The 20290-nt window shown below is 66.7% G+C and carries 20 protein-coding genes; 12 read left to right on the plus strand and 8 right to left on the minus strand.

The genetic code is table 11. From position 1 onward, the window contains the following. Nucleotides 1-93 precede the first annotated feature (93 nt). On the minus strand, nucleotides 94-3072 hold the full coding sequence (locus ACQG3P_RS18175; protein ID WP_426805810.1) for a TonB-dependent receptor plug domain-containing protein: 2979 nt from the start codon (nucleotides 3070-3072) through the stop codon (nucleotides 94-96). A gap of 470 nt (nucleotides 3073-3542) precedes the next feature. Between ACQG3P_RS18175 and apbC the strand changes: the two genes are divergently transcribed. Both apbC and dcd read left to right on the plus strand, forming a co-directional pair. After that, a complete protein-coding gene (gene apbC / locus ACQG3P_RS18180) occupies nucleotides 3543-4400 on the plus strand; it encodes an iron-sulfur cluster carrier protein ApbC (protein ID WP_068853486.1) in 858 nt (285 codons plus the stop codon). Nucleotides 4401-4438: 38 nt separating this feature from the next. Then, entirely contained in the window at nucleotides 4439-5011 is a 573-nt protein-coding gene (gene dcd / locus ACQG3P_RS18185) for a dCTP deaminase (RefSeq protein ID WP_068853484.1), read from the plus strand. Between the two features lie 116 nt (nucleotides 5012-5127). Here the strand turns inward: dcd and ACQG3P_RS18190 are convergent, their stop codons facing one another. From ACQG3P_RS18190 to ACQG3P_RS18200, 3 genes are read right to left on the minus strand one after another with little or no spacing between them, the layout of a single operon-like run. Then, nucleotides 5128-5292, minus strand: a complete 165-nt coding sequence (locus ACQG3P_RS18190) for a LiaI-LiaF-like domain-containing protein (protein ID WP_313348371.1) — start codon at nucleotides 5290-5292, stop codon at nucleotides 5128-5130. 16 nt (nucleotides 5293-5308) lie between these two features. Further along, a complete protein-coding gene (locus tag ACQG3P_RS18195; RefSeq protein ID WP_068853482.1) occupies nucleotides 5309-5731 on the minus strand; it encodes an HIT domain-containing protein in 423 nt (140 codons plus the stop codon). Beyond that, complete coding sequence (locus ACQG3P_RS18200; protein ID WP_426805811.1) at nucleotides 5728-6399, minus strand: dienelactone hydrolase family protein; 672 nt, start codon at nucleotides 6397-6399, stop codon at nucleotides 5728-5730. The genes ACQG3P_RS18195 and ACQG3P_RS18200 overlap by 4 nt, the downstream gene beginning before the upstream one ends. A 210-nt stretch (nucleotides 6400-6609) precedes the next feature. Here ACQG3P_RS18200 and rimO point away from each other — a divergent pair, with 210 nt between their 5' ends. Beyond that, nucleotides 6610-7977, plus strand: coding sequence for a 30S ribosomal protein S12 methylthiotransferase RimO (gene rimO / locus ACQG3P_RS18205; protein ID WP_426805812.1), 1368 nt, complete (start codon nucleotides 6610-6612; stop codon nucleotides 7975-7977). Beyond that, a complete protein-coding gene (locus ACQG3P_RS18210; RefSeq protein ID WP_426805813.1) occupies nucleotides 7974-8816 on the plus strand; it encodes a DUF3025 domain-containing protein in 843 nt (280 codons plus the stop codon). Before rimO ends, ACQG3P_RS18210 begins: the two co-directional genes overlap by 4 nt. A gap of 95 nt (nucleotides 8817-8911) precedes the next feature. On the opposite strand, the gene greB is transcribed toward ACQG3P_RS18210, so the two are convergent. Both greB and ACQG3P_RS18220 read right to left on the minus strand, forming a co-directional pair. Beyond that, complete coding sequence (greB, locus tag ACQG3P_RS18215) at nucleotides 8912-9415, minus strand: transcription elongation factor GreB (RefSeq protein ID WP_426805814.1); 504 nt, start codon at nucleotides 9413-9415, stop codon at nucleotides 8912-8914. A 3-nt stretch (nucleotides 9416-9418) separates the two neighbouring features. Continuing rightward, on the minus strand, nucleotides 9419-10924 hold the full coding sequence (locus ACQG3P_RS18220) for a helicase HerA-like domain-containing protein (protein ID WP_426805815.1): 1506 nt from the start codon (nucleotides 10922-10924) through the stop codon (nucleotides 9419-9421). Nucleotides 10925-11059: 135 nt separating this feature from the next. Here ACQG3P_RS18220 and ACQG3P_RS18225 point away from each other — a divergent pair, with 135 nt between their 5' ends. Next, nucleotides 11060-12670, plus strand: a complete 1611-nt coding sequence (locus ACQG3P_RS18225; protein WP_426805816.1) for a transglycosylase SLT domain-containing protein — start codon at nucleotides 11060-11062, stop codon at nucleotides 12668-12670. A 16-nt stretch (nucleotides 12671-12686) separates the two neighbouring features. Continuing rightward, a complete protein-coding gene (locus ACQG3P_RS18230; protein WP_068853467.1) occupies nucleotides 12687-13049 on the plus strand; it encodes a ribonuclease E inhibitor RraB in 363 nt (120 codons plus the stop codon). A gap of 74 nt (nucleotides 13050-13123) precedes the next feature. On the opposite strand, the gene asd is transcribed toward ACQG3P_RS18230, so the two are convergent. Both asd and ACQG3P_RS18240 read right to left on the minus strand, forming a co-directional pair. Continuing rightward, nucleotides 13124-13966: an archaetidylserine decarboxylase gene (asd, locus tag ACQG3P_RS18235; protein ID WP_145479861.1), complete on the minus strand. Its 843-nt coding sequence runs from the start codon at nucleotides 13964-13966 to the stop codon at nucleotides 13124-13126. Next, nucleotides 13963-14613: an SCO family protein gene (locus tag ACQG3P_RS18240; protein WP_068853463.1), complete on the minus strand. Its 651-nt coding sequence runs from the start codon at nucleotides 14611-14613 to the stop codon at nucleotides 13963-13965. Before ACQG3P_RS18240 ends, asd begins: the two co-directional genes overlap by 4 nt. Before the next feature lie 129 nt (nucleotides 14614-14742). On the opposite strand from ACQG3P_RS18240, the gene prmB reads away from it, so the two are divergent. The 6 genes from prmB to ACQG3P_RS18270 all read left to right on the plus strand — a co-directional run. After that, nucleotides 14743-15669, plus strand: coding sequence for a 50S ribosomal protein L3 N(5)-glutamine methyltransferase (prmB, locus tag ACQG3P_RS18245; protein WP_426805817.1), 927 nt, complete (start codon nucleotides 14743-14745; stop codon nucleotides 15667-15669). Further along, nucleotides 15659-16171 carry a hypothetical protein gene (locus ACQG3P_RS18250; RefSeq protein ID WP_426805818.1) on the plus strand — a complete coding sequence of 171 codons (513 nt, stop codon included), beginning with the start codon at nucleotides 15659-15661 and terminating at the stop codon, nucleotides 16169-16171. Before prmB ends, ACQG3P_RS18250 begins: the two co-directional genes overlap by 11 nt. Further along, entirely contained in the window at nucleotides 16161-17264 is a 1104-nt protein-coding gene (gene aroC, locus ACQG3P_RS18255) for a chorismate synthase (RefSeq protein ID WP_426805819.1), read from the plus strand. The genes ACQG3P_RS18250 and aroC overlap by 11 nt, the downstream gene beginning before the upstream one ends. Continuing rightward, nucleotides 17257-18282, plus strand: a complete 1026-nt coding sequence (locus tag ACQG3P_RS18260) for a 2-hydroxyacid dehydrogenase (RefSeq protein ID WP_426805820.1) — start codon at nucleotides 17257-17259, stop codon at nucleotides 18280-18282. Before aroC ends, ACQG3P_RS18260 begins: the two co-directional genes overlap by 8 nt. A gap of 112 nt (nucleotides 18283-18394) precedes the next feature. Then, nucleotides 18395-19420: an aspartate-semialdehyde dehydrogenase gene (locus ACQG3P_RS18265; protein ID WP_068853455.1), complete on the plus strand. Its 1026-nt coding sequence runs from the start codon at nucleotides 18395-18397 to the stop codon at nucleotides 19418-19420. Between the two features lie 78 nt (nucleotides 19421-19498). Continuing rightward, nucleotides 19499-20290, plus strand: a 792-nt coding sequence (locus ACQG3P_RS18270; protein WP_426805821.1) for a type IV pilus assembly protein FimV, incomplete at its 3' end; no start/stop codon positions are given.

Genomic DNA, 20290 nt, shown 5'->3' on the forward strand with positions numbered 1-20290 from the left:
GATGACCTCTGTTCGTGGAGCGGGCCGGCCACCGGTTTACCAGGGCCGGAAACGAGACCGCCGCCCCGAAGGGCGGCGGCTCGCGAAGCGGGATCAGAACGAGTAGGTGACGTTTGCGAAGTACTGGCGGCCCCAATAGTCGAAGCCGCTGTACAGCAACGCATTGCCGACGGTGCTGTACACACCCTGGGAAATGGTCGGCGGTTCCTTGTCCGCCAGGTTGCGCACGCCGACGGTGGCCGACCACTTGTCCGCTTCGTACTGCACCGAGAACGACTGCAGGAAGTAGTTCGGGGTGTAGATCTTGTACGGCGAGGTGTCCGGCTCGAACAGACCCGGGTTGCGCTCCTCGTAGTACGCGTAGCTGTCCATCTTGTCGATCCAGTCCAGGCCGTAGCGGACCTGCCATTCCTTCCACTTGTAGGCCATGTCGAAGGTGGCGGTGTTCGCCGGGGTGCCCAGCATGCCCGCGTAGTTCACCAGCGGATCGTCCTGGAAGATCTTGCTGGACTGTTCGATGTAGTGGGTGAACTGGGTGGTGGTGCGGAACTCGCCCGGCCCGATGTCGCGGACATAACGCAGGGTCAGGTCCACGCCGCGCACCTTGTCGGTGGAGACGTTGATGAAGCCGTTGGTGACCGTCAGTGCGTTGTTCAGCGGGTTGCGGTCAACCAGGCGGCACAGGCCGTTGCCGGCAAGGAAGTCGGCGGTGGCGCTGCCGTAGCAAGCGTTCAGGATGCCGGCGCCGCCTGCGGCCTGCACGCCGTTCTCGACCTTGATGTCGAAGTAATCGGCGGCGAAGGACAGGTCACCGAAACCGCTGCCGAACTCCGGCTGGATCACCACGCCGAGGGTCTTGGCGGTGGAGGTTTCCGCCTTCAGGCCGGTTTCCGCGCCACCCTGGGTGATCACGGTCACGCCCTGGGTTGCGATGTAGTCGGCCGGCAGGCCTTCGGCGGCGCAGTTCTGGTAACGGATCGACGACGGATCGCGGTCGCTGTACTCGTTGCAGGGATCGGAGGTGCTGCCCAGGAAGCCGGTGGTGCCGCCCAGGAACTGTTCGTACAGCGCCGGGGCGCGGTAGGACGTGCCGTAGGACGCGCGGAACGACAGCCACTTCACCGGGGTCCACAGGCCGCCGATCTTGTAGGTCTCATCCGAACCGTACGACTCGTAGTCGGTGTAGCGGCCGGACAGGTTGAGGGTCAGCTCTTCGGCAGCGGTGACGCCCGACAGCAGCGGGAATTCCAGTTCGCCGTAGACTTCCGTGACCGAGTCGCTGCCGCGGGTCGGCGCCGCCGAGGTCAGGTTGAACAGGTCGCCGTCGATGGAGTACTGCGACGGGCTGTCGTCGATCTTGGCCTTGCGGTATTCGGCACCGAACGCGCCGCGGACCGTGCCGTGCGGCATGTCGAACAGCGGGCCGTTGACGTTGAAGTTGACCGTGTCTTCCTTGTACATGGTGTTGCCGGTGACCGGCACGAACACCCAGTTCTTCCAGTCCGCCGGCAGGTTGCCGCCGATGGTGTTGGAGTTCAGCGCCGGTGCGGCGATACAGCCGTTCGACGGGTCGACGCAGGAATAGCCGCCGGCACCGTTGGAGACCACGTTCAGGCTCTGCGCCAGGCGGCTGGTCAGGAAACTCTGGAAGGTGTAATCGGCGTCATTGTCCGAGTGCATGACATTGAAGTCGTACTTCCAGTCCGCCGTCAGGTTGCCCCGCAGGCCGGCGTTGAAGCGGTAGTAGTCGACGTTCTGCTTGTTCTGGTCGTTGCCGAAGCCGATGAACGCACGCACGCCCATGTTGGCGCCGTTGGTAAGGTTGGTCGCCGGGCCGGCCACGCTGTCGCGCAGGTTGGCCGGGATCAGCGGGCTGCCCACTGCATAGTCCAGCGACAGCTGGCGGTAACCGGTCTGGGTCGACTTGCGCTTGTTGCCCAGGAACTCGTAGTACAGCTCGGCGTCACCCAGCACGCCGGTGTCGAAGCCGCCCTGCAGGAACAGGGTGTGGGTCTTGGCCGGCGAGATCAGCGACTGGTTCAGCATCGCGTCGTCGAAGGTATCGCGGGTATAGGTGTCCACGCCTTCATAACCGACCAGGCCGGTGGTGACGGCCGCGTTCGGACGCCAGCGGTTGAAGCGCGTACCGGCACCACCCGGGGCAGCAACGCCGGTGCGGGTGTTGGTGCCGATCGTGTTGATGGTCACGCCGCCCGCATCGAGGGTGTAGCACTTGGACTTGCCGGTCAGCGGGTCGATGAAGTCGCCGCTGCCCCAGTAGTCGCCCACGTCGATGTCGCGGTACTTGTCGGTGGCGCAACGGGTCCAGTCGCGGTCGCGCAGGCTCAGGTCGTTACGGGTGTAGTACTCGTACGAACCGGAGAAGTGCGAGCGCTCGCCGGTGGTGCCGAACATGATCGAGTAACGGCGCTGGTCACCGCCGCCACCGTCGGTGGCGTTGTGCTGCCCTTCAAAGGAGACGCCGTCGACCTTGGTCTTGGTGACGATGTTGATCACGCCGGCCACGGCGTCGGAGCCGTAGATCGACGAGGCGCCGTCCTTCAGGATTTCGATGCGGTCCACGATCGAGTTCGGGAGCACGTTCAGGTCGGCCGAGCCGACCGCGCCACGCGAACCGGCCGGCGCCACGCGGCGGCCATTGAGCAGGATCAGGGTGCGGGTCGGGCCAAGGCCGCGCAGGCCGAGGGTGTTGGCACCGGGGCCGCCGTCGGTGACGTAGCCGCCGTACGCATTGTTGATCTGCGAACTGCCGGTGGTCACCGCGGTGCTCTGCAGGACGTCGGTGGTGGAGTTGAACCCGGCGAGCACCGACTCCTGGCGGGTCACGACCTGCACCGGCGACACCGAGTTGAAGGTATCGCGGCCAATGCGCGAACCGGTCACGGTCACGGTGTCGAAGTTCGTGGTGGCCTTGGCCTTCTCGGCGGCGACTTCTTCGGCCGTCTTGGTCGAAGTGGTGTCCTGCGCGAATGCCGGCGCGGCCGCGAACACCATCGCGGTAGCCAGGGCGAAGCTCAGCGGATGACGGCTGAGCGACTTGCGATTCATCATGTGTGGATCCCCTTGGAACGATCGATTGCGTCAAACACCGGTGACATGGACCAGCAGGCGTCTCCGTGTGCCCTCGGATCAGGTCTTGGCAATGGCTGCCCCCCTGTTCACCAGCTTCACGAGCTGATGATTCGAGGTTAACACGGGCTTAACGCGCCCTGTCAACTGTTCATCAAGAGGTCATAAAGACAAGATACGCAAAGCCATGCTTTCGTTCTCATCTGTGTTGCAACATGTTGAAAAATAATGACTTAATAATGGTTTGTGATGAAACCATTCCCTCCGTACCGTGACGGATGCACGGTTCACTTTTTGGCCGCACCGCACCACGGAATCCGTTCCTGACGTGCGAATGTCGTGAAAATCGTTTACGGGACAGCCCCAGGACAGGGCAGGACAACGGCCTGGCAGCGCAGGGACGCCCTGTATAGTGGCGGGCTGTCCCGTTCGGCTTTTCCGGAGTTCCCGCAGTGAGTGCCAGCCCGTCTCGACGTCCCCATGCCAGCCAGGTGCAGAAGGGCTTGACCCTTCATCCGCGCGTCCGCAACGTGATCGCGGTCGGGTCAGGCAAGGGCGGGGTGGGCAAATCCACCACGGCGGTGAACCTGGCCGTGGCGCTGGCCCGCCTGGGGGCGCGGGTCGGGCTGTTGGATGCCGACATCTACGGCCCCAGCGTGCCGATGATGCTGGGCCTGAGCGGCCGCCCGGAAAGCCCGGACAACAAGTCGATCGAGCCGCTGCGCGCGTTCGGCGTGGAGACCATGTCGATCGGCTACCTGATCGAGGACGAGACGCCGATGATCTGGCGCGGTCCGATGGCGACCTCGGCCATGACCCAGTTCTTCAACGACACCCTCTGGGATGACCTGGACTACCTGTTGATCGACCTGCCGCCGGGTACCGGCGACATCCAGCTGACCCTGACCCAGAAGATTCCGCTGGCCGGCGCGGTCATCGTCACCACCCCGCAGGACATCGCCACGCTGGATGCGAAGAAAGCGCTGAAGATGTTCGAAAAGGTCGAGGTGCCGGTGCTGGGCATCGTCGAGAACATGGCCGTGCACACCTGCAGCAACTGCGGCCACATCGAACACCTGTTCGGCGATGGCGGCGGCGAACGCATGGCCGCGCAGTACGGCGTGCCCCTGCTGGGCTCGCTGCCGCTGGATATCGGCATCCGCGAGCAGGGCGATGCAGGCACCCCGATCACCGCCGCCGCGCCGGAGTCGCCGGCCGCGCAGGCTTACCTGCGCGCCGCCGAGCGGCTGGTGGAGGAAGTGGCCAAGCGCCCGCGCGCCAGCATTCCGATCCTGTCCTCGCTGCTCTGATCGCCTAGAATCGCCCATTCCCGCACCCAGGACTCCCCATGAGCATCAAGAGTGACCGTTGGATCCGCCGCATGTCCGAACAGCACGGCATGATCGAGCCGTTCGAAGCCGGCCAGGTCAAGCAGGCCAACGGCCAGCGCATCGTCAGCTACGGCACCTCCAGCTATGGCTACGACGTGCGCTGCTCGCGCGAGTTCAAGGTGTTCACCAACATCAACTCCACCATCGTCGACCCCAAGCACTTCGACCCGGGCAGCTTCGTGGACATCGTGGGCGACGAGTGCATCATCCCGCCCAACAGCTTCGCGCTGGCGCGCACCGTGGAGTACTTCCGCATTCCGCGCGACACCCTGGTGGTGTGCCTGGGCAAGAGCACCTACGCGCGCTGCGGGATCATCGTCAACGTGACCCCGCTGGAGCCGGAGTGGGAAGGCCACGTGACCCTGGAATTCAGCAACACCACGCCGCTGCCGGCGCGCATCTACGCCAACGAAGGCGTGGCCCAGATGCTGTTCTTCCAGGCCGACAGCGACGACATCTGCGAGACCTCGTACAAGGATCGCGGCGGCAAGTACCAGGGCCAGACCGGCGTGACCCTGCCGCGCACCTAATCGGCGGCTCCTGCCGCCAATGGGTAGAGCCGACCGTTGGTCGGCTGCTCTTGGCACACAAATGAAAAGCGCGGATCGCTCCGCGCTTTTTTTTGCCTGCTTGGCAGGGCCCGGCCCTACTTGCGTCCGAACAACAACCCGATCCCCACTGCCACCAGGATCACCGGCCACCAGGTAAGGATCAGGCGACCCAGGTTCATGTTGGTCCAGCCCAGGTTGCTGGCCAGCAGGAACAGGCCGACGAGGATCAGGACGATGGCGGCGACAAGGTTGGAGCGCATCAGGGGCAGGGTCCGCTTAGGGCTGGGGCGAATATCCTAGCCGTTCCTTCCACATCGCGACACGCTCCTGCAGCACGGCCGCATCGAACGGATGGGCCTGGCCATGCCCCCACACCGGTGCCGGCCACGCCGGATCGCCCACATGTCGGCCGACCACGTGGAAGTGCAGCTGCGGCACGATGTTGCCCAGCGTGGCGAAGTTGATCTTCTCCACCCCGTCGGTGCCCTTCAGCGCCCGGCAGCATCGGTTCAATTCCGTACGTAGCTGGTCCTGCTGGTTGCCGTCGAGCTCCAGCCATTCGGTGATGCCGGTCACGCGCGGCACCAACACCAGCCACGGGAACCGTTCGTCGTTCATCAACCGCACTTGCGACAGCGGGCCTTGGTCCACCAGCACACTGTTGGCGGCCAGGCGTGAATCCAGTTCAAAATCGCTCATCCAAGATGCTCCGAGAAGAAGTCCAGGGTGCGTGTCAGCGCCAGCTCGGCGCTGTCCGGATCATACGCATGTCCGACGCTGCGGTTAAAGGCATGGTCGGCTGGATAGACGAAGGTGGCCATCTTGGGCAGCTTCTCGCGGTGGGCCTGGATGGCCTCGGGCGGAATGCTCTTGTCCTGCGCGCCGAAGTGGAACATGACCGGCGCCTTGGGCGTTTCGTCCAGGAACTGCACGTTGCGTGCGCCGTAGTAACTGACCGACGGCAGGCCCAGGCGCAGGGCCGAGAGCAGGGCGATGGTGCCACCCCAGCAATAGCCCACCGTGCCGACCTTGCCGGCCGGGGCCAGCCGTGAGGCCGCCGCGCGCACCACTTCCAGCGCCTTCTCCACGCCCAGCGCATTGACGTGTCCCAACCCCTGCTTCACCCCGTCCGGGTCATAGGGCAGGGCATCCGGGTCGGAATCCGCCCCGTCGACCAGGTCGAAGAAGGAGGGGGCCAGCACCGTGTAGCCGTTCGCAGCGAAGCCCTCGGCCACCTCGCGGATGTGCGCGTTGGTGCCGAAGATCTCCTGGATGACCACCAGGCCCCCGCGCGGCTTGCCCTCCGGCGTGGCCTGCCAGGCCCGGACCGGACCGTGATGCGTATCAAGCGTGACCCACTCACCCATTGCCAGACTCCTGTTGGTTCAGGCGTTCATTATCGGCGCGCTGCAGGTTAGCGGGGTGTCGCGGGCATGCCGGGATTGGCGGTTGGCGTTGCCGGAGCCGCCGATGCATTCAGGGCCGGGGCCACAACGCCGGTATACTTGCCGCCGTTTCCGGCCCCAGGTCCCCGCGCCATTCCGGCGTGGGCCCAGGCCCCCAGAGTCCCGCGATCCATGTCCCAGCTGAACCCCAAAGTCGGCTTCGTCAGCCTTGGCTGCCCGAAGGCCCTCGTCGATTCCGAACGCATCCTCACCCAGCTGCGGGCCGAGGGTTACGACATCGTTCCTTCCTACGATTCGGCTGACGTGGTGGTGGTCAACACCTGCGGCTTCATCGATTCGGCGGTGACCGAGTCGCTGGACGCGATCGGCGAGGCGATGAACGCCAACGGCAAGGTGATCGTCACCGGCTGCCTGGGCAAGCGCCCGGAAGAGATCCGCAAGGCGTATCCGGACGTGCTTGCGGTGTCCGGCCCGCAGGACTACACCAGCGTGATGGAGGCGGTGCACGCCGCGCTGCCGCCCAAGCATGACCCGTTCGTGGACCTGGTGCCGGACTACGGCATCAAGCTGACCCCGCGCCACTACGCCTACCTGAAGATTTCCGAAGGCTGCAACCACCATTGCAGCTTCTGCATCATTCCGTCGATGCGCGGCAAGCTGGTCTCGCGCCCGGTCGATGAGGTGCTGCGTGAAGCCGAGCGGCTGGTGCGTGGCGGCGTGAAGGAACTGCTGGTGGTGTCGCAGGACACCTCGGCCTATGGCGTGGACGTCAAGTACGCCGAGCGCATGTGGCGCGACAAGGCCTACCAGACCCGCATGAAGTCGCTGTGCGAAGGCTTGTCCGAGCTCGATGCCTGGACCCGCATGCATTACGTGTACCCGTACCCGCACGTGGATGACGTGGTCCCGCTGATGGCCGAGAACCGGATCCTGCCGTACCTGGACATTCCGTTCCAGCACGCCAGCCCGCGCATCCTCAAGCTGATGAAGCGCCCGGGTGCGGTCGACAAGACCCTGGAGCGCGTGCAGCGCTGGCGCCAGCTGTGCCCGGACATCACCGTGCGCTCGACCTTCATCGTCGGCTTCCCGGGCGAGACCGAGGCCGAGTTCGAGGAACTGCTGTCGTTCCTGGATGAGGCGCAGCTGGACCGCGTGGGCGCGTTCGCGTATTCGCCGGTCACCGGCGCCACCGCCAACGACCTGCCCGGCGCGGTGCCCGAAGAAGTGAAGCAGGAGCGCCTGGCGCGCTTCATGGCCCGCCAGGCCGACATTTCCGCTGCGCGCCTGGAAGCCAAGATCGGCATGGTGCAGCAGTGCCTGGTCGATGCGATTGAAGACGGCATCGCGGTGGCCCGTTCCAAGGCCGATGCGCCGGAGATCGACGGCCTGGTGCACATCCAGAACGCCGATGAAGCCAAGCTGCGCGTGGGCCAGTTCGTGGACGTGGAAATCACCGAGAGCGATGACCACGACCTCTACGGCGACGCGCTGATCGACGAGAGTGCGGCCAGGAAGCTGCTCGACCTCAAGGTGCTGTGACCGACGCGGCCGCCCCCGGGGCGGTCGGCCGCCGGCGTTTCATCGCGCCGGCGCGCGCGGACGTGGATCGGGCGTGCTTCGCCCATCCGCTGTTCGCCGCGTTCGCGGAGTACCAGGGCCTGATGGTGGCCGCCGACTGGCCGACCCTTTCCGCGTTGAACCGGCAGCTCGCTTTATCGGGAAAGCAGCTGGTGGAGCAGGACGACGAACTGCTGGCCGACGGCCTGCACTACGAACAACGCATCGCACGCGGGCAGATCGCCACGCGCCCGTGCAACTGGCATGACCTGTTCAATGCACTGGTGTGGGCGCGCTACCCGGCAGTGAAGGCCGCGCTCAATGCACGCCAGTGCCAGAACATCGGGCGCAACCCGCCCGGCCAGCGCACGCGCGCGCAGGCCGCGTTGACCCAGTTCGACGAAACCGGCGTGATCGTGCGGGTGCGCGACGCGTCGTTGCTGCACGCATGGGGCCGCCACGACTGGCACGCGTTGTTCGTCGACGGCGCGGCGCAGTGGCGCAGCGGCGACATCGCCGTGTCTGCCGTGTTCGGGCATGCGTTGATGGAACAGGCGTTGCTGCCTTCGCGATTGCTGGTGGGCAAGTGTGTAGTGGTGCGAGGCGATGATGATGCGCAGGTGGTGGAGCAGGTAGCGCAGGCCATCGCGCGTGCCGACGTGCTCAATGATCCGCTGGAGCTGCGGCCACTGCCGTTGATGGGCATTCCCGGCTGGCATGCCGCGCAGGGCGCGGATTTCTACCAGCTGGCGGACTATTTCCGGCCTCTGCGGGAGGGCCGGCAGTATCCGGCGCCCCTGCGTCACGACCAACGGTCGTGACCTACCGCTCCCCGGCCGCGGTGCCACCAGGCCGGGCTCCCCGGCCGCGGTGCCACCAGGCCGGTAGCCCACGACCGTTGGTCGTGGGTGCGCGATCAACCGGGATACTCCACCGCAAGTATCGCAAACCCGGTCCGCCCGCTCGGAAGCTCCACCTCGAACTCGTCATCCACGCGCTTCTTCAACAACGCACGCGCCAACGGCGAATCGATGCTGATCCACCCGGCACCCGCATCGGTCTCGTCCGGGCCCACGATGCGATACCGGCTGACATCGCCGCTGTCCACGTTCTCCAGCTCCACCCACGCGCCAAAAAACACCGCCTGCGGGTCGGTTGGCACGGTATCCACCACGCGCAGCGACTCCAGCCGTTTGGTCAGGTAGCGCACGCGCCGGTCAATCTCGCCCAGCTGCTTCTTCCGGTAGGTGTACTCGGCATTCTCCGAGCGGTCGCCCTCCGCCGCAGCCGCGGCCAACGCCTTGACCACCTCCGGCCGGCGCACGCGCCACAGCTCGTCCAGCTCGCTCTTCAACCGCTGGTGGCCCTGTGCGGTGATCAGGGCCGTGCTCTTTTCCGCAGGGGGACGCCAACGCGACATCGGTCAGCGCTTGCCCCCGAAAATGCCGCCCAGGATGCCGCGCACGATCTGGTTGCCCAGCTTGGTGCCCATGGTGCGGGTAGTCTGCTTGGCCATCGTTTCGATCATGCCCTGGCGGCGCTTGGTGCCGAAGATCGCATCCTTGATCGACTGGCCGAAGCCGCCTTCCTGCTGCTCATCCTGCTCACGGGTACGCGCCTTGGGCGCGTCGGGCTGTTCCACCACCTTGGCCGCGCGCTGGGCCAGCAGCTCCGCTGCCGATTCGCGGTTCACTGCGGTGTCGTAGCGGCTGCCGACCGGGCTGCCGGCGCGTACCTGCGCACGCTCGGCCTCGGTGATCGCGCCCATCCGGCAGCGCGGCGGGGCGATCCGGGTCTGCTGCACGGGGGAGGGGATGCCTTTGTCCTGCAGCGTGGACACCAGCGCCTCGCCGGTACCCAGCTGGGAAAGGGCCGCCACCACGTCCAGCTTCGGGTTCGGCACGAAGGTTTCGGCGGCGATCTTCACCGCCTTCTGGTCGCGCGGAGTGAATGCACGCAGCGCGTGCTGCACGCGGTTGCCCAGCTGGCCCAGGATGTTGGCTGGCACGTCGTCGGGGAACTGCGAGCAGAAGTACACGCCCACGCCCTTGGAGCGGATCAGCCTCACCACCTGCTCGATGCGCTGCACCAGCGCAGCCGGCGCGTCGTCGAACAGCAGGTGCGCCTCGTCGAAGATGAAGACCAGCTTGGGCTTGTCCAGGTCACCCACCTCCGGCAGCGTCTCGAACAGCTCCGACAGCAGCCACAGCAGGAAGGTCGAGTACAGGCGCGGCTTGAGCACCAGCTGGTCGGCGGCCAGGATGCCGATCACGCCGCGGCCGTCGTGATTGACCCGCATCAGGTCGGCCAGCTCCAGCGCCGGCTCGCCAAAGAAGGATTCACCGCCGTCCTGCGACAGCCGCAGCAGCGAACGCTGGATCGCCGCCACCGTCTGCGCGCTGACCAGGCCATATTCGGTGGAGATGTCCTTGCGCTCGTCGGCCACCATGCCGAGCAGGGCACGCAGGTCGTCCAGGTCGAGCAGCAGCAGGCCACGGTCGTCGGCCAGTTTGAACACGATGTCCAGCACCCCCGACTGGGTGTCGTTGAGCTCCAGGATGCGCGCCAGCAGGGTCGGGCCCATTTCGCTCACCGTAGTGCGCACCGGGTGGCCCAGCTTGCCGTACAGGTCCCAGAAGATCGTGGGGCTGCCGGCCGGCGCGTAGTCGGCCACGCCGATCTCCTTCGCGCGCTGCAGCAGCGCCTCGGTGCCGGTCCCGGGCACGGCCAGGCCGGAGACATCGCCCTTGACGTCGGCCAGGAACACCGGGACGCCGATGCGCGAAAAGCCTTCGGCCAGGGTCATCAGGGTCACGGTCTTGCCCGTGCCCGTCGCCCCGGCCACCAGGCCATGGCGGTTGCCCAGTTTCGGTTGCAGGGTGACGGGGACATCGTCGGTGATGCCTTTGCCGAGCAGGATCGGATCCATGGTCAACTCGCTCTGTGGACGGGCTATGTGAATGGGCAGGATTCTAAACGTCGGCGGGTATCGGCCACCTGACCGGGTTGCCCCGATGCGAGTGGCACGGCTACTCTGCCCTGTCTTTTGCCCACAGTGCCAAAAATGCCCGTTCCTGTCCTGCTTGCCCGTGGTTGGCCGTTGTTGGCGCTCGCTTCCCTGCTGTCGTTCGTCCCCGAGGCCCATGCCCAGCGGGTCTCCGCCCGTGACAAGGTCAAGGTCGAAGCCCTGGAGCAGCGCATGGCCGCGGCCGAAACGCGCTATGCCGATGCGCTGGTGCTGGTCAACAACGCCGACCCCAAGGGCAAGAACGAAGGCGATGCCGCGCTGGAGGACATGGAAGATGTCATCAGCGCCTGCATTGCGCAGAAGGGCTGCCAGGTCAGCAACCTGCTGGTGACCTACAAGCGCCTGCTGAAGAACAACGCCGACGCGCGCGATGGTGACGACAGCGATGCGATCGCCGTCGATGGCGGCCTGCTGGAGGCCGACCCGGACCATGTGGGACCGCTGACCGCCGATGTGCCCGAAGCGGCGCGTGCCGCCGCGCTGCTCAACGACAAGCGCCATGCCTTCGACAGCATGGTCGAATACAACCCGGCCGTGCAGGCGGGCATCCGCCGCTGGCTGACCGACATGCGCCCGGCATTGATGAACTCCTACGAGAATTACCAGAGCCTGCGCGCGGTGATGTGGCCGGAGTGGGAAAAGCGCGGCCTGCCCGAGGCGCTGCTGTTCGGGATCATGGCCAAGGAGTCCAACGGCCGCGTGCACGCCTCCTCCCGCGCTGGCGCCGCCGGGCTGATGCAGTTCATGCCGGCCACCGGCCGCCGCTTCGGGCTGGGCCCGGACGGCACCGGCTTCGACACCCGCTTCGACGCGCGCAGCGCCGCCGAAGCCAGTGCCAATTACCTCAACGAGCGCATGCGCGAGCTCAACAACAACGTGGAGCTGTCGCTGGCCGGCTACAACGGTGGCGAAGGCCGTGCCGGGCGGGTGTATCGCCAGAACGTGGGGCAGAGCTTCTGGGTGGACAGCGTCTACAACCAGTTCCCGGCCGAAACCAAGGACTACGTGCCGATGGTGATCGCCGCCGCGTGGATCTACCTGCACCCGCAGCAGTACGGCGTGGACTTCCCCAAGGTCAGTGCGCAGCCGGCCACCATCCGCCTGGCCAAGTCCACCACCATCTATGAGCTGACCATCTGCCTGGGCAGCACCGGCACCCGCGACGGCTACATGCGCGCGCTGCGCAACCTCAACCCGCGCTATGAGGCCGACGGCTGGATCCCGGCCGGCACGCTGATCAACGCCACCACCCGCATTGCCGGGCTGTACAACCGCTACTGCGTCAGCGGCCCGCGCGCGGACCTGGCGCGCACGCTGATCACCGCCGATCTCAATGCGGCCATCGTCCGTCCCACCGTGGCCAGCTACACCGGCAACGTGGCGGTGGGCAGCGTGGTGCCGGTGGCCGGCCTGCAGGCCAGCACCCCGGTGGCCACCGCCCCGGCTGCGCCGGTGGCAGTACCGGCGCCCAAGCCGAAGGCCAAGCCGGTGCGAAGCCACAAGGTGGGCAAGGGTGAGACCCTGGGCCGGATCGCCGACAAGTTCGATTGCGATGTGCGTGAGCTGGCCAAGGCCAATGGGCTCAAGGCGCCCGCGTATGCGCTGCGTCAGGGCCAGTCGATCAAGCTGCAGGGCTGCGGTAAATAACTTCCGGGGAACACTGATGGATATCACCGCAATCAACGAGATGTTCGCCAACATCCGTGAAAACACCGACTGGGACCTCAACGGCAACCTGGTGTGGGGTTACTTCTTCGTCAACACCACGCCGGAGCCGCTGCACGGGCTGGCCAGGGTGCTGGAAGGGGAGGGCTACACCGTGGTCGAGGTGTTCGAGCCGGAGCTGGAAGAAGGCGAGGCGGAGTACCACGTGCTGCACGTGGAGCGAGTGGAAACCCACAGCGAAGCGTCGCTGGACAAGCGCAACCACGAGCTGCAGGCGCTGGCCGAAGCCAACGGGGTCGAGGATTACGACGGGATGGATGTAGGGCCCGTCGAGTTCGCGCACGATCCAGGTAATGCTTGAAAAAAAACGCCCCGTGGAAACGGGGCGTTTTTCATTGCGCCTGGGGTGTAGAGCCACGCCCTGCGTGGCTGCCCTCAACGAAGGGTGGCCAACGCCTGGCCCAGCTGCACGGCATGTTCTGCATCCAGGTGCGGGGCGAAATCGGCCACGCCCGGCGGCAGCAGCACGATCACCGTGGAGCCGTAATTGAAGCGCGCCATCTCGGCAAACCGTTCCAGGGTGATGCCCTTGCCACGGTAATCCTTGCGGGTGATGGTGTCGCCATAGGCCGGAATCTCTTCGCCACCCCACACCGTCTCCACGCCCGACACCAGCAGCGCGCCCACCATCACCTGCACCATCGGGCCGAAGTCGGTATCGAAATGGCAGACCAGCCGCTCGTTGCGGGCGAACAGCCCCGGGACGTTGTTGACTGCCGCCGGGCCCACGCTGAACAGGCGGCCGGGCACGTGCACGGTTTCGCGCAGGGTGCCGGTCCACGGCATGTGCACGCGGTGGTAGTCCTTCGGCGACAGGTAGACGGTGGCGAACAGGCCGTGGTGGAACACCTCGGCGTCGGCTGCATCGCCCAGCAGCTCGGCGGCGGTGAACGACTGTCCCTTGGCCTGGAAGATGCGGCCGTCCTCAATGGCGCCCAGCTGGCTGATCCGGCCGTCGGCCGGCATCACCAGGGTGCGGGCGCCGGCGTCGGGCACGCGCGCGCCGGGCTTCAGGGCGCGGGTGAAGAACTGGTTGAAGGTCGGATAACTGCGCGGGTCGGGATTGGCCGCCTCGGCCAGGTTCACCCCGAACTTTTCGGTCACCGTGTCGATCAGCCAGCGAGAGATCCGCGGGTTGCTGGAATACGCCAGGCGCCGCGCCATCGACGACAGCAGGCGGTGGGGCAGGACGTAGCTCAGCGTGGTGGTCAGGCTCATGGGGCGGATTTCTCGGTCAACAGGTTCAGGTCGCGGGCAATGGCCTGCGGGTTGAAAGGGGGGCGGATCAGGCCGGCCAGCCTGCCGTCCGGGTCCAGCACGGCCAGGCTGGCCGAATGTTCCAGGGTGTAGTCCTGCGGATTTTCTTCAAAGCCCTTGCCCGGCACCTTCTGGAACACGAAGCCCAGCGCAGTGGCAAAGCGCTCCAGCGAAGGCACGTCGGCGGTGGCCGCCAGGGTGTCCTTGTGGAAGGCATGCACGTATTCGCCCAGGCGTGCCGGGGTGTCGCGCTCGGGGTCCACCGAAACGAACACCAGGCGCGGGCGCAGGCTCTCGGGCAGGGTTTCCCACTGCTTCTGGGCCTGGGCCAGGTCGGCCAGGGTGGTCGGGCAGATGTCGGGGCAGGACAGGAAGCCCAGGAACACGAGGGTCCAGTGGCCCTTGAGCTCGCCGGGAATCAGCCGGGTACCGTCGGACTGGCCCAGGTTGAAGTCCGGCAGCGGGCGCGGCTGCGGGTAGAAGGTGATCGACTCGGTGGCCGGGCGGTTGCCGGCCGGTTTGGGCGCGAACACCTTCTGGGCGACGACCAGGCCGAGCCCGGCGGCCAGCGCGATGAGCAGGATGATGCCGACATTGCGATTGAACATGAAAGGCCCGTACCCGAAGGGGCCTCCATGATAGGGGATGGGGGGCGGCGGTTTCCGTTTCCACTGCAACGGATGCCGTGCTGCGCCGCAGCGCCTATAATCTGGGGCCACTCTGTCTGTTGCCCTGCCATGACCGCCGAAACGGCCGCCGAACTCCATACGATCATCGACCTGATCCGCTACGGCACCAGCCGTTTCAACGCCGCCGGGCTGACCTTCGGGCACAGCTACGACAACGCCCTGGACGAAGCCACCCAGCTGGTCCTGCACGCGCTGCACCTGCCGCACGACCTCGGCCCGGCCTATGGCGCCGCCCGCGTGCTCGCATCGGAAAAGGCCGAGGTGCTGGCCCTGTTCGAGCGCCGCATCAGCGAGCGCCTGCCGGCCGCCTACCTGACCGGTGAAGCCTGGTTCGCGGGCCTTAGCTTCAAGAGCGACCGCCGTGCCCTGGTGCCGCGCTCGCCGATCGCCGAGCTGATCGAAACCGGCTTCGAGCCGTGGCTGGCCGGCCGCGACGTACACCGCGCGCTGGACCTGTGCACCGGTTCGGGCTGCATCGCCATCGCCATGGGCCACTACTACCCGAACTGGGAAGTGGACGGCGTGGACCTCAGCGATGAGGCCCTGTCGCTGGCTGAAGAGAACAAGGAACGCCTGCAGGCGCACAACGTCACCCTGCTCAAGTCGGACCTGTTCAACGGCCTCACCGGCCGCCACTACGACCTGATCGTGACCAACCCGCCATACGTCACCAACGACGAAACCGACGCGCTGCCGAAGGAATACTCGTACGAGCCCGAAATGGGCCTGCGTGCCGGCGACGACGGCCTTGACCTGGTGCTGAAGATCCTGCGCGACGCGCCGCTGCACCTGAGCGAAGACGGCCTGCTGATCTGCGAAGTGGGCGAATCCGAACAGCACCTGATCAAGCTGCTGCCGGAAGTCGATTTTGCGTGGATTGAATTCAAGGTCGGCCAGATGGGCATCTTCGCGGTCGAATGCCGCGAGCTGATCGCCCACAGCGCCCGCATCACCGAACTGGCCAATGCCCGATAGTCCGGCCCGCGCCGCACGTACCCGCTGGGCCGAACTGGCCCTGCTGGGGCCGTTGGCTGTGCTGTTGCCGTTTGCCGCCGTCATCGTGGTGATGTCCCTGCAGAGCGGTGTTGCCTGCCATGTGGGTGACAGCCTGCATTGCCGCTACGCTGCCGAGCCCGCCGAACAGCTCTGGTACCACCTCAAGGGCTTCGCCTACGGTGCGTCCGGCCTGCTGGGCGGTCTTGGCGTCGTCGCGGCCGTGCTGGTGGATGGCGCGCTTCTGCAGCGCCGCCGCCTGTTGTCGCGCGGCCTGTTCGCGGCGCTGGTGCTGGGCTTGGTGGTGGCGGTGGTCACCGTTGTATCGAGCATCGCCAGCGACCCTGCCGCCTGGCGTGGCGGCTGGGGCCGACCGGTGTTCATCCTCAGCTTCACCCTGCTGCCGGCCATCATCGCCGCTCGCCACCTGCCGCGCATACTGCGCGCCGCCTTCCCACGTCCTGCGGTATCCCATGTCCAGTAATACCTTCGGCAAGCTGCTTTCGGTCACCACCTTCGGCGAATCGCACGGTCCGGCGATCGGCTGCGTGATCGACGGCTGCCCGCCGGGGCTGGAGATCAGTGCCGACGAATTCGCCCACGACCTGCAGCGCCGCGCCACCGGCAAGAGCCGGCACACCTCGGCGCGGCGCGAGGCCGATGAGGTCGAGATCCTCTCGGGCGTGTACGAGGGCCGCACCACCGGTACGCCCATTGCGCTGCTGATCCGCAACACCGACCAGCGCAGCAAGGATTACAGCAACATCGCCCAGCAGTTCCGTCCGGGCCATGCCGACTACAGCTACTGGCAGAAGTACGGCATCCGCGACCCGCGCGGTGGCGGCCGCTCGTCCGCGCGCGAAACCACCATGCGCGTGGCCGCCGGCGTGATTGCGAAGAAATGGCTGCTGCAGCGCTTCGGGGTGACCGTGCGCGGTTACCTGTCGCAGCTGGGCGAGATCACCCCGACCGGCCATGACTGGTCGGCGGTGGAAGACAACCCGTTCTTCTGGCCGGTGGCCGAACAGGTCCCCGCGCTGGAAGCCTACATGGACGCGCTGCGCAAGTCCGGCGATTCGGTCGGCGCGCGGGTCAACGTGGTGGCCGACGGCGTGCCGCCGGGCTGGGGCGAGCCGATCTACGGCAAGCTCGATGGCGAACTCGCCTCGGCACTGATGAGCATCAACGCGGTCAAGGGCGTGGAGATCGGCGACGGCTTTGCCAGCGCCGCCCAGAAGGGCACCGAACACCGTGACCTGATCACTCCCGAGGGCTTCGCCAGCAACCACGCCGGCGGCATCCTCGGTGGCATTTCCACCGGCCAGCAGGTCACGGCCTCGATCGTGCTCAAGCCCACCTCCAGCCTGCGCCTGCCCGGCGCCACGGTGGATGCCAGCGGTGCGGCCGTCGATGTGATCACCACCGGCCGCCATGATCCGTGCGTCGGCATCCGCGCCACGCCCATCGCCGAGGCGATGATGGCGCTGGTGCTGATGGACCAGGCGCTGCGCCACCGCGCCCAGTGCGGTGACGTGGGTGAGATCACGCCACGCATTCCCGGCGCCATCGATGGCTGAGACGCGCCCCCGGGTCTGGGTCAGCCAACCGCTGTTCGATGATGTCATCGAAAAGCTCGGGCAGCATGTCGAGCTCGCGATGACCCACGAGGTCACCCACTACACGCCGGCGATGCTGGCCGAACAGCTGGCCCGGGTCGAAGGCGCGCTGATCACCCTCAACGAACGCATCGGCCCGGCCGAGATCGCCAACGCGCCGCAGCTGCGCGCGATCGCCAACGTCGGCGTGGGGTACAACAACCTGGATGTAAGCGCGCTCAGCGCGGCCGGCATCCTGGCCAGCAACACCCCGGATGTGCTGACCGAAACCACCGCCGACCTCGGGTTCGCGCTGCTGATGGCCACCGCGCGGCGCATCACCGAATCCGAACGCTGGCTGCGCGACGGCCAGTGGGGCCAGTGGTCGTTCCAGACCATGCTGGGCGCCGACATCCATGGCAGCACGCTGGGCATCCTGGGCATGGGCCGGATCGGGCAGGGCATTGCCCGCCGCGGCGCGCTCGGTTTTGGCATGCGCGTGCTGTACCACAACCGCTCGCGCCTGCCCGAAGCCACCGAAGCCGAGGTAGGCGCGCAGTATGTCGAGCTGGACACGCTGCTGGCGCAGGCCGACCACCTGGTGCTGGTGCTGCCGTACAGCGCGTCCTCGCACCACATCATCGACGCCGCCGCACTGGCGAAGATGAAGCCCAGCGCCACGCTGGTGAACATCGCCCGTGGCGGCATCGTCGACGAGCTGGCCCTGGCCGATGCGCTGGCCCACGGCCGGCTGGCCGCCGCTGGTCTGGACGTGTTCGAAGGCGAACCGACGGTGCGCCCCGAATTGCTGGCCCTGCACAACATCGTGCTTACCCCGCACATCGGCAGCGCCAGCCAGGCCACGCGCCGGGCCATGGTGCAGCTGGCCGTGGACAACCTGCTGGCCGCGCTCGGCCTCGGTGCGAACGCCGGCAACCCGCCCAGCGCGATCAACGCCGACGCCGTGGCCGCCAAAAAAATCGACGACGCAAAACGATAGGGAATCTCCGCGCCTGTTGCGCGAGGTTCCCCGAGCCCAATCCGCGTTCCCGAATATTCCGGTAGGTACCGACCGTTGGTCGGTACTCCCCATCACGGTTGAAGAGGTTTCCATGAGCAATCAAGATCGTCGCTTCCACGTCGCAGTCGTCGGTGCCACCGGCGCCGTCGGCGAAACCATGCTGGCCATCCTGGCCGAACGCAACTTCCCGATCGCCACCCTGAGCCTGCTCGCTTCCTCGCGTTCGGCCGGTGGCGACATCGAATTCGACGGGAAGAAGATCAAGGTCCAGGACCTGGCCACGTTCGACCCGAACGGCGTGGATATCGCGCTGTTCTCCGCAGGTGGCAGCGTCTCCAAGGAGTTCGGCCCGAAGTTCGCCGCCGCCGGTGCGGTGGTGATCGACAACTCCTCGGCCTTCCGTTACGACGATGACGTGCCGCTGGTGGTGTCCGAAGTAAACCCCGAGGCGCTGAAGAACCGCCCGCGCGGCATCATCGCCAACCCGAACTGCTCGACCATGCAGATGCTGGTCGCGCTGGCCCCGCTGCACCGCCAGTACGGCATTCAGCGCATCAACGTGGCCACCTACCAGTCGGTCTCCGGCGGTGGTCGCTCGGCGCTGGAAGAACTGGGCAAGCAGACCGGCCAGCTGCTCAGCTTCCAGGAGATCGACCCGCAGCGCTTCCCGGTGCAGATTGCCTTCAACCTGATCCCGCACATCGACGACTTCCAGGACAACGGCTTCACCAAGGAAGAAATGAAGCTGGTCTGGGAAACCCGCAAGATCCTCGGCGATGACAGCATTCTGGTGAACCCCACCGCCGTGCGCGTGCCGGTGTTCTACGGCCACTCCGAAGCAGTCACCATCGAAACCCGCGACAAGGTCACGCCGGATGCGGCGCGCGAGCTGCTGTCGCGTTCGCCCGGCGTGGAAGTGGTCGACAAGCACGAAGCCGGCGGTTACCCGACCCCGGTCACCCACGCATCGGGTACCGATGCGGTGTATGTGGGCCGCATCCGTGAAGACCTGTCGCACCCGCGCGGCCTGAACCTGTGGATCGTGTCGGACAACATCCGCAAGGGCGCCGCGCTCAATGCGGTGCAGCTGGCCGAGCTGGTGGCAGCCGAAGGCTGAGATGGAGGTGCCACGCAGGGCGTGGTACCAGCCACGTCCTTCGTGGCTGTATTGGTCGGGAATCGCTATATTGCCCGCATGAAGAACCGGGTTCCGGGCGCATCGCGCCCGCTCAAGTATGTCTCGACCCTGCTGCTGGCCCTGGCCAGCAGCTCCGCCATGGCCCTCGGGCTCGGCGACATCCGGGTGCTGTCCAAGCCCGGGCAACCCCTGCTGGCGGAGATCCCGGTCATTTCGGCCGATCCGGCCGAGCTCGAGAACCTGCGCGTTGCGCTGGCCTCGCCGGTGACCTTCGCGCGTGTCGGGCTGGACCGCCCGACCGGGCTGGTGAGTGAGCTGCAGTTCGAACTGACCCGCGATGCCAACGGCCGTGCCGTGGTGCGGGTGAGCTCGCAGGCGCCGGTGACCACGCCGTCGCTCAACTTCCTGATTGAAGCCGACTGGGGGCAGGGCCGCCTGGTCCGCGAGTATTCGGCGCTTGTCGATGCGCCGGACAGTGCGTTGGCCGTGGCCGAACCGGAGATCGTCGCGCCGGCCGGTGCGATGTCCAACGCCATCGTGCGCGAGCCCGAACCTCCACCGGTGCAGCCGCCGGTAGCGCAGGCCGAGCCCACGCCCTCGCGCACCGCGCCGGTTCCCGCACGGGCCGCCGCCCCATCGCGCTCCGCTCCGTCGGCGGCGCAGGCGGCCACCGCCGCCGACGGCAGCATCACCGTGCAGCGCGGCCAGACCCTGTCGCAGATTGCCGGCAGCGTGGCCCGCGAGCAGGGCATCAGCCGCGACCAGGCCATGATCGCCCTGTTGCGTGCCAATCCCGACGCCTTCATCCGTGGCAACGTGAACCTGCTCAAGCAGGGCGCGGTGCTGCGA

Source organism: Stenotrophomonas sp. SrG (assembly GCF_050031795.1).
Lineage (GTDB): Bacteria > Pseudomonadota > Gammaproteobacteria > Xanthomonadales > Xanthomonadaceae > Stenotrophomonas > Stenotrophomonas rhizophila_A.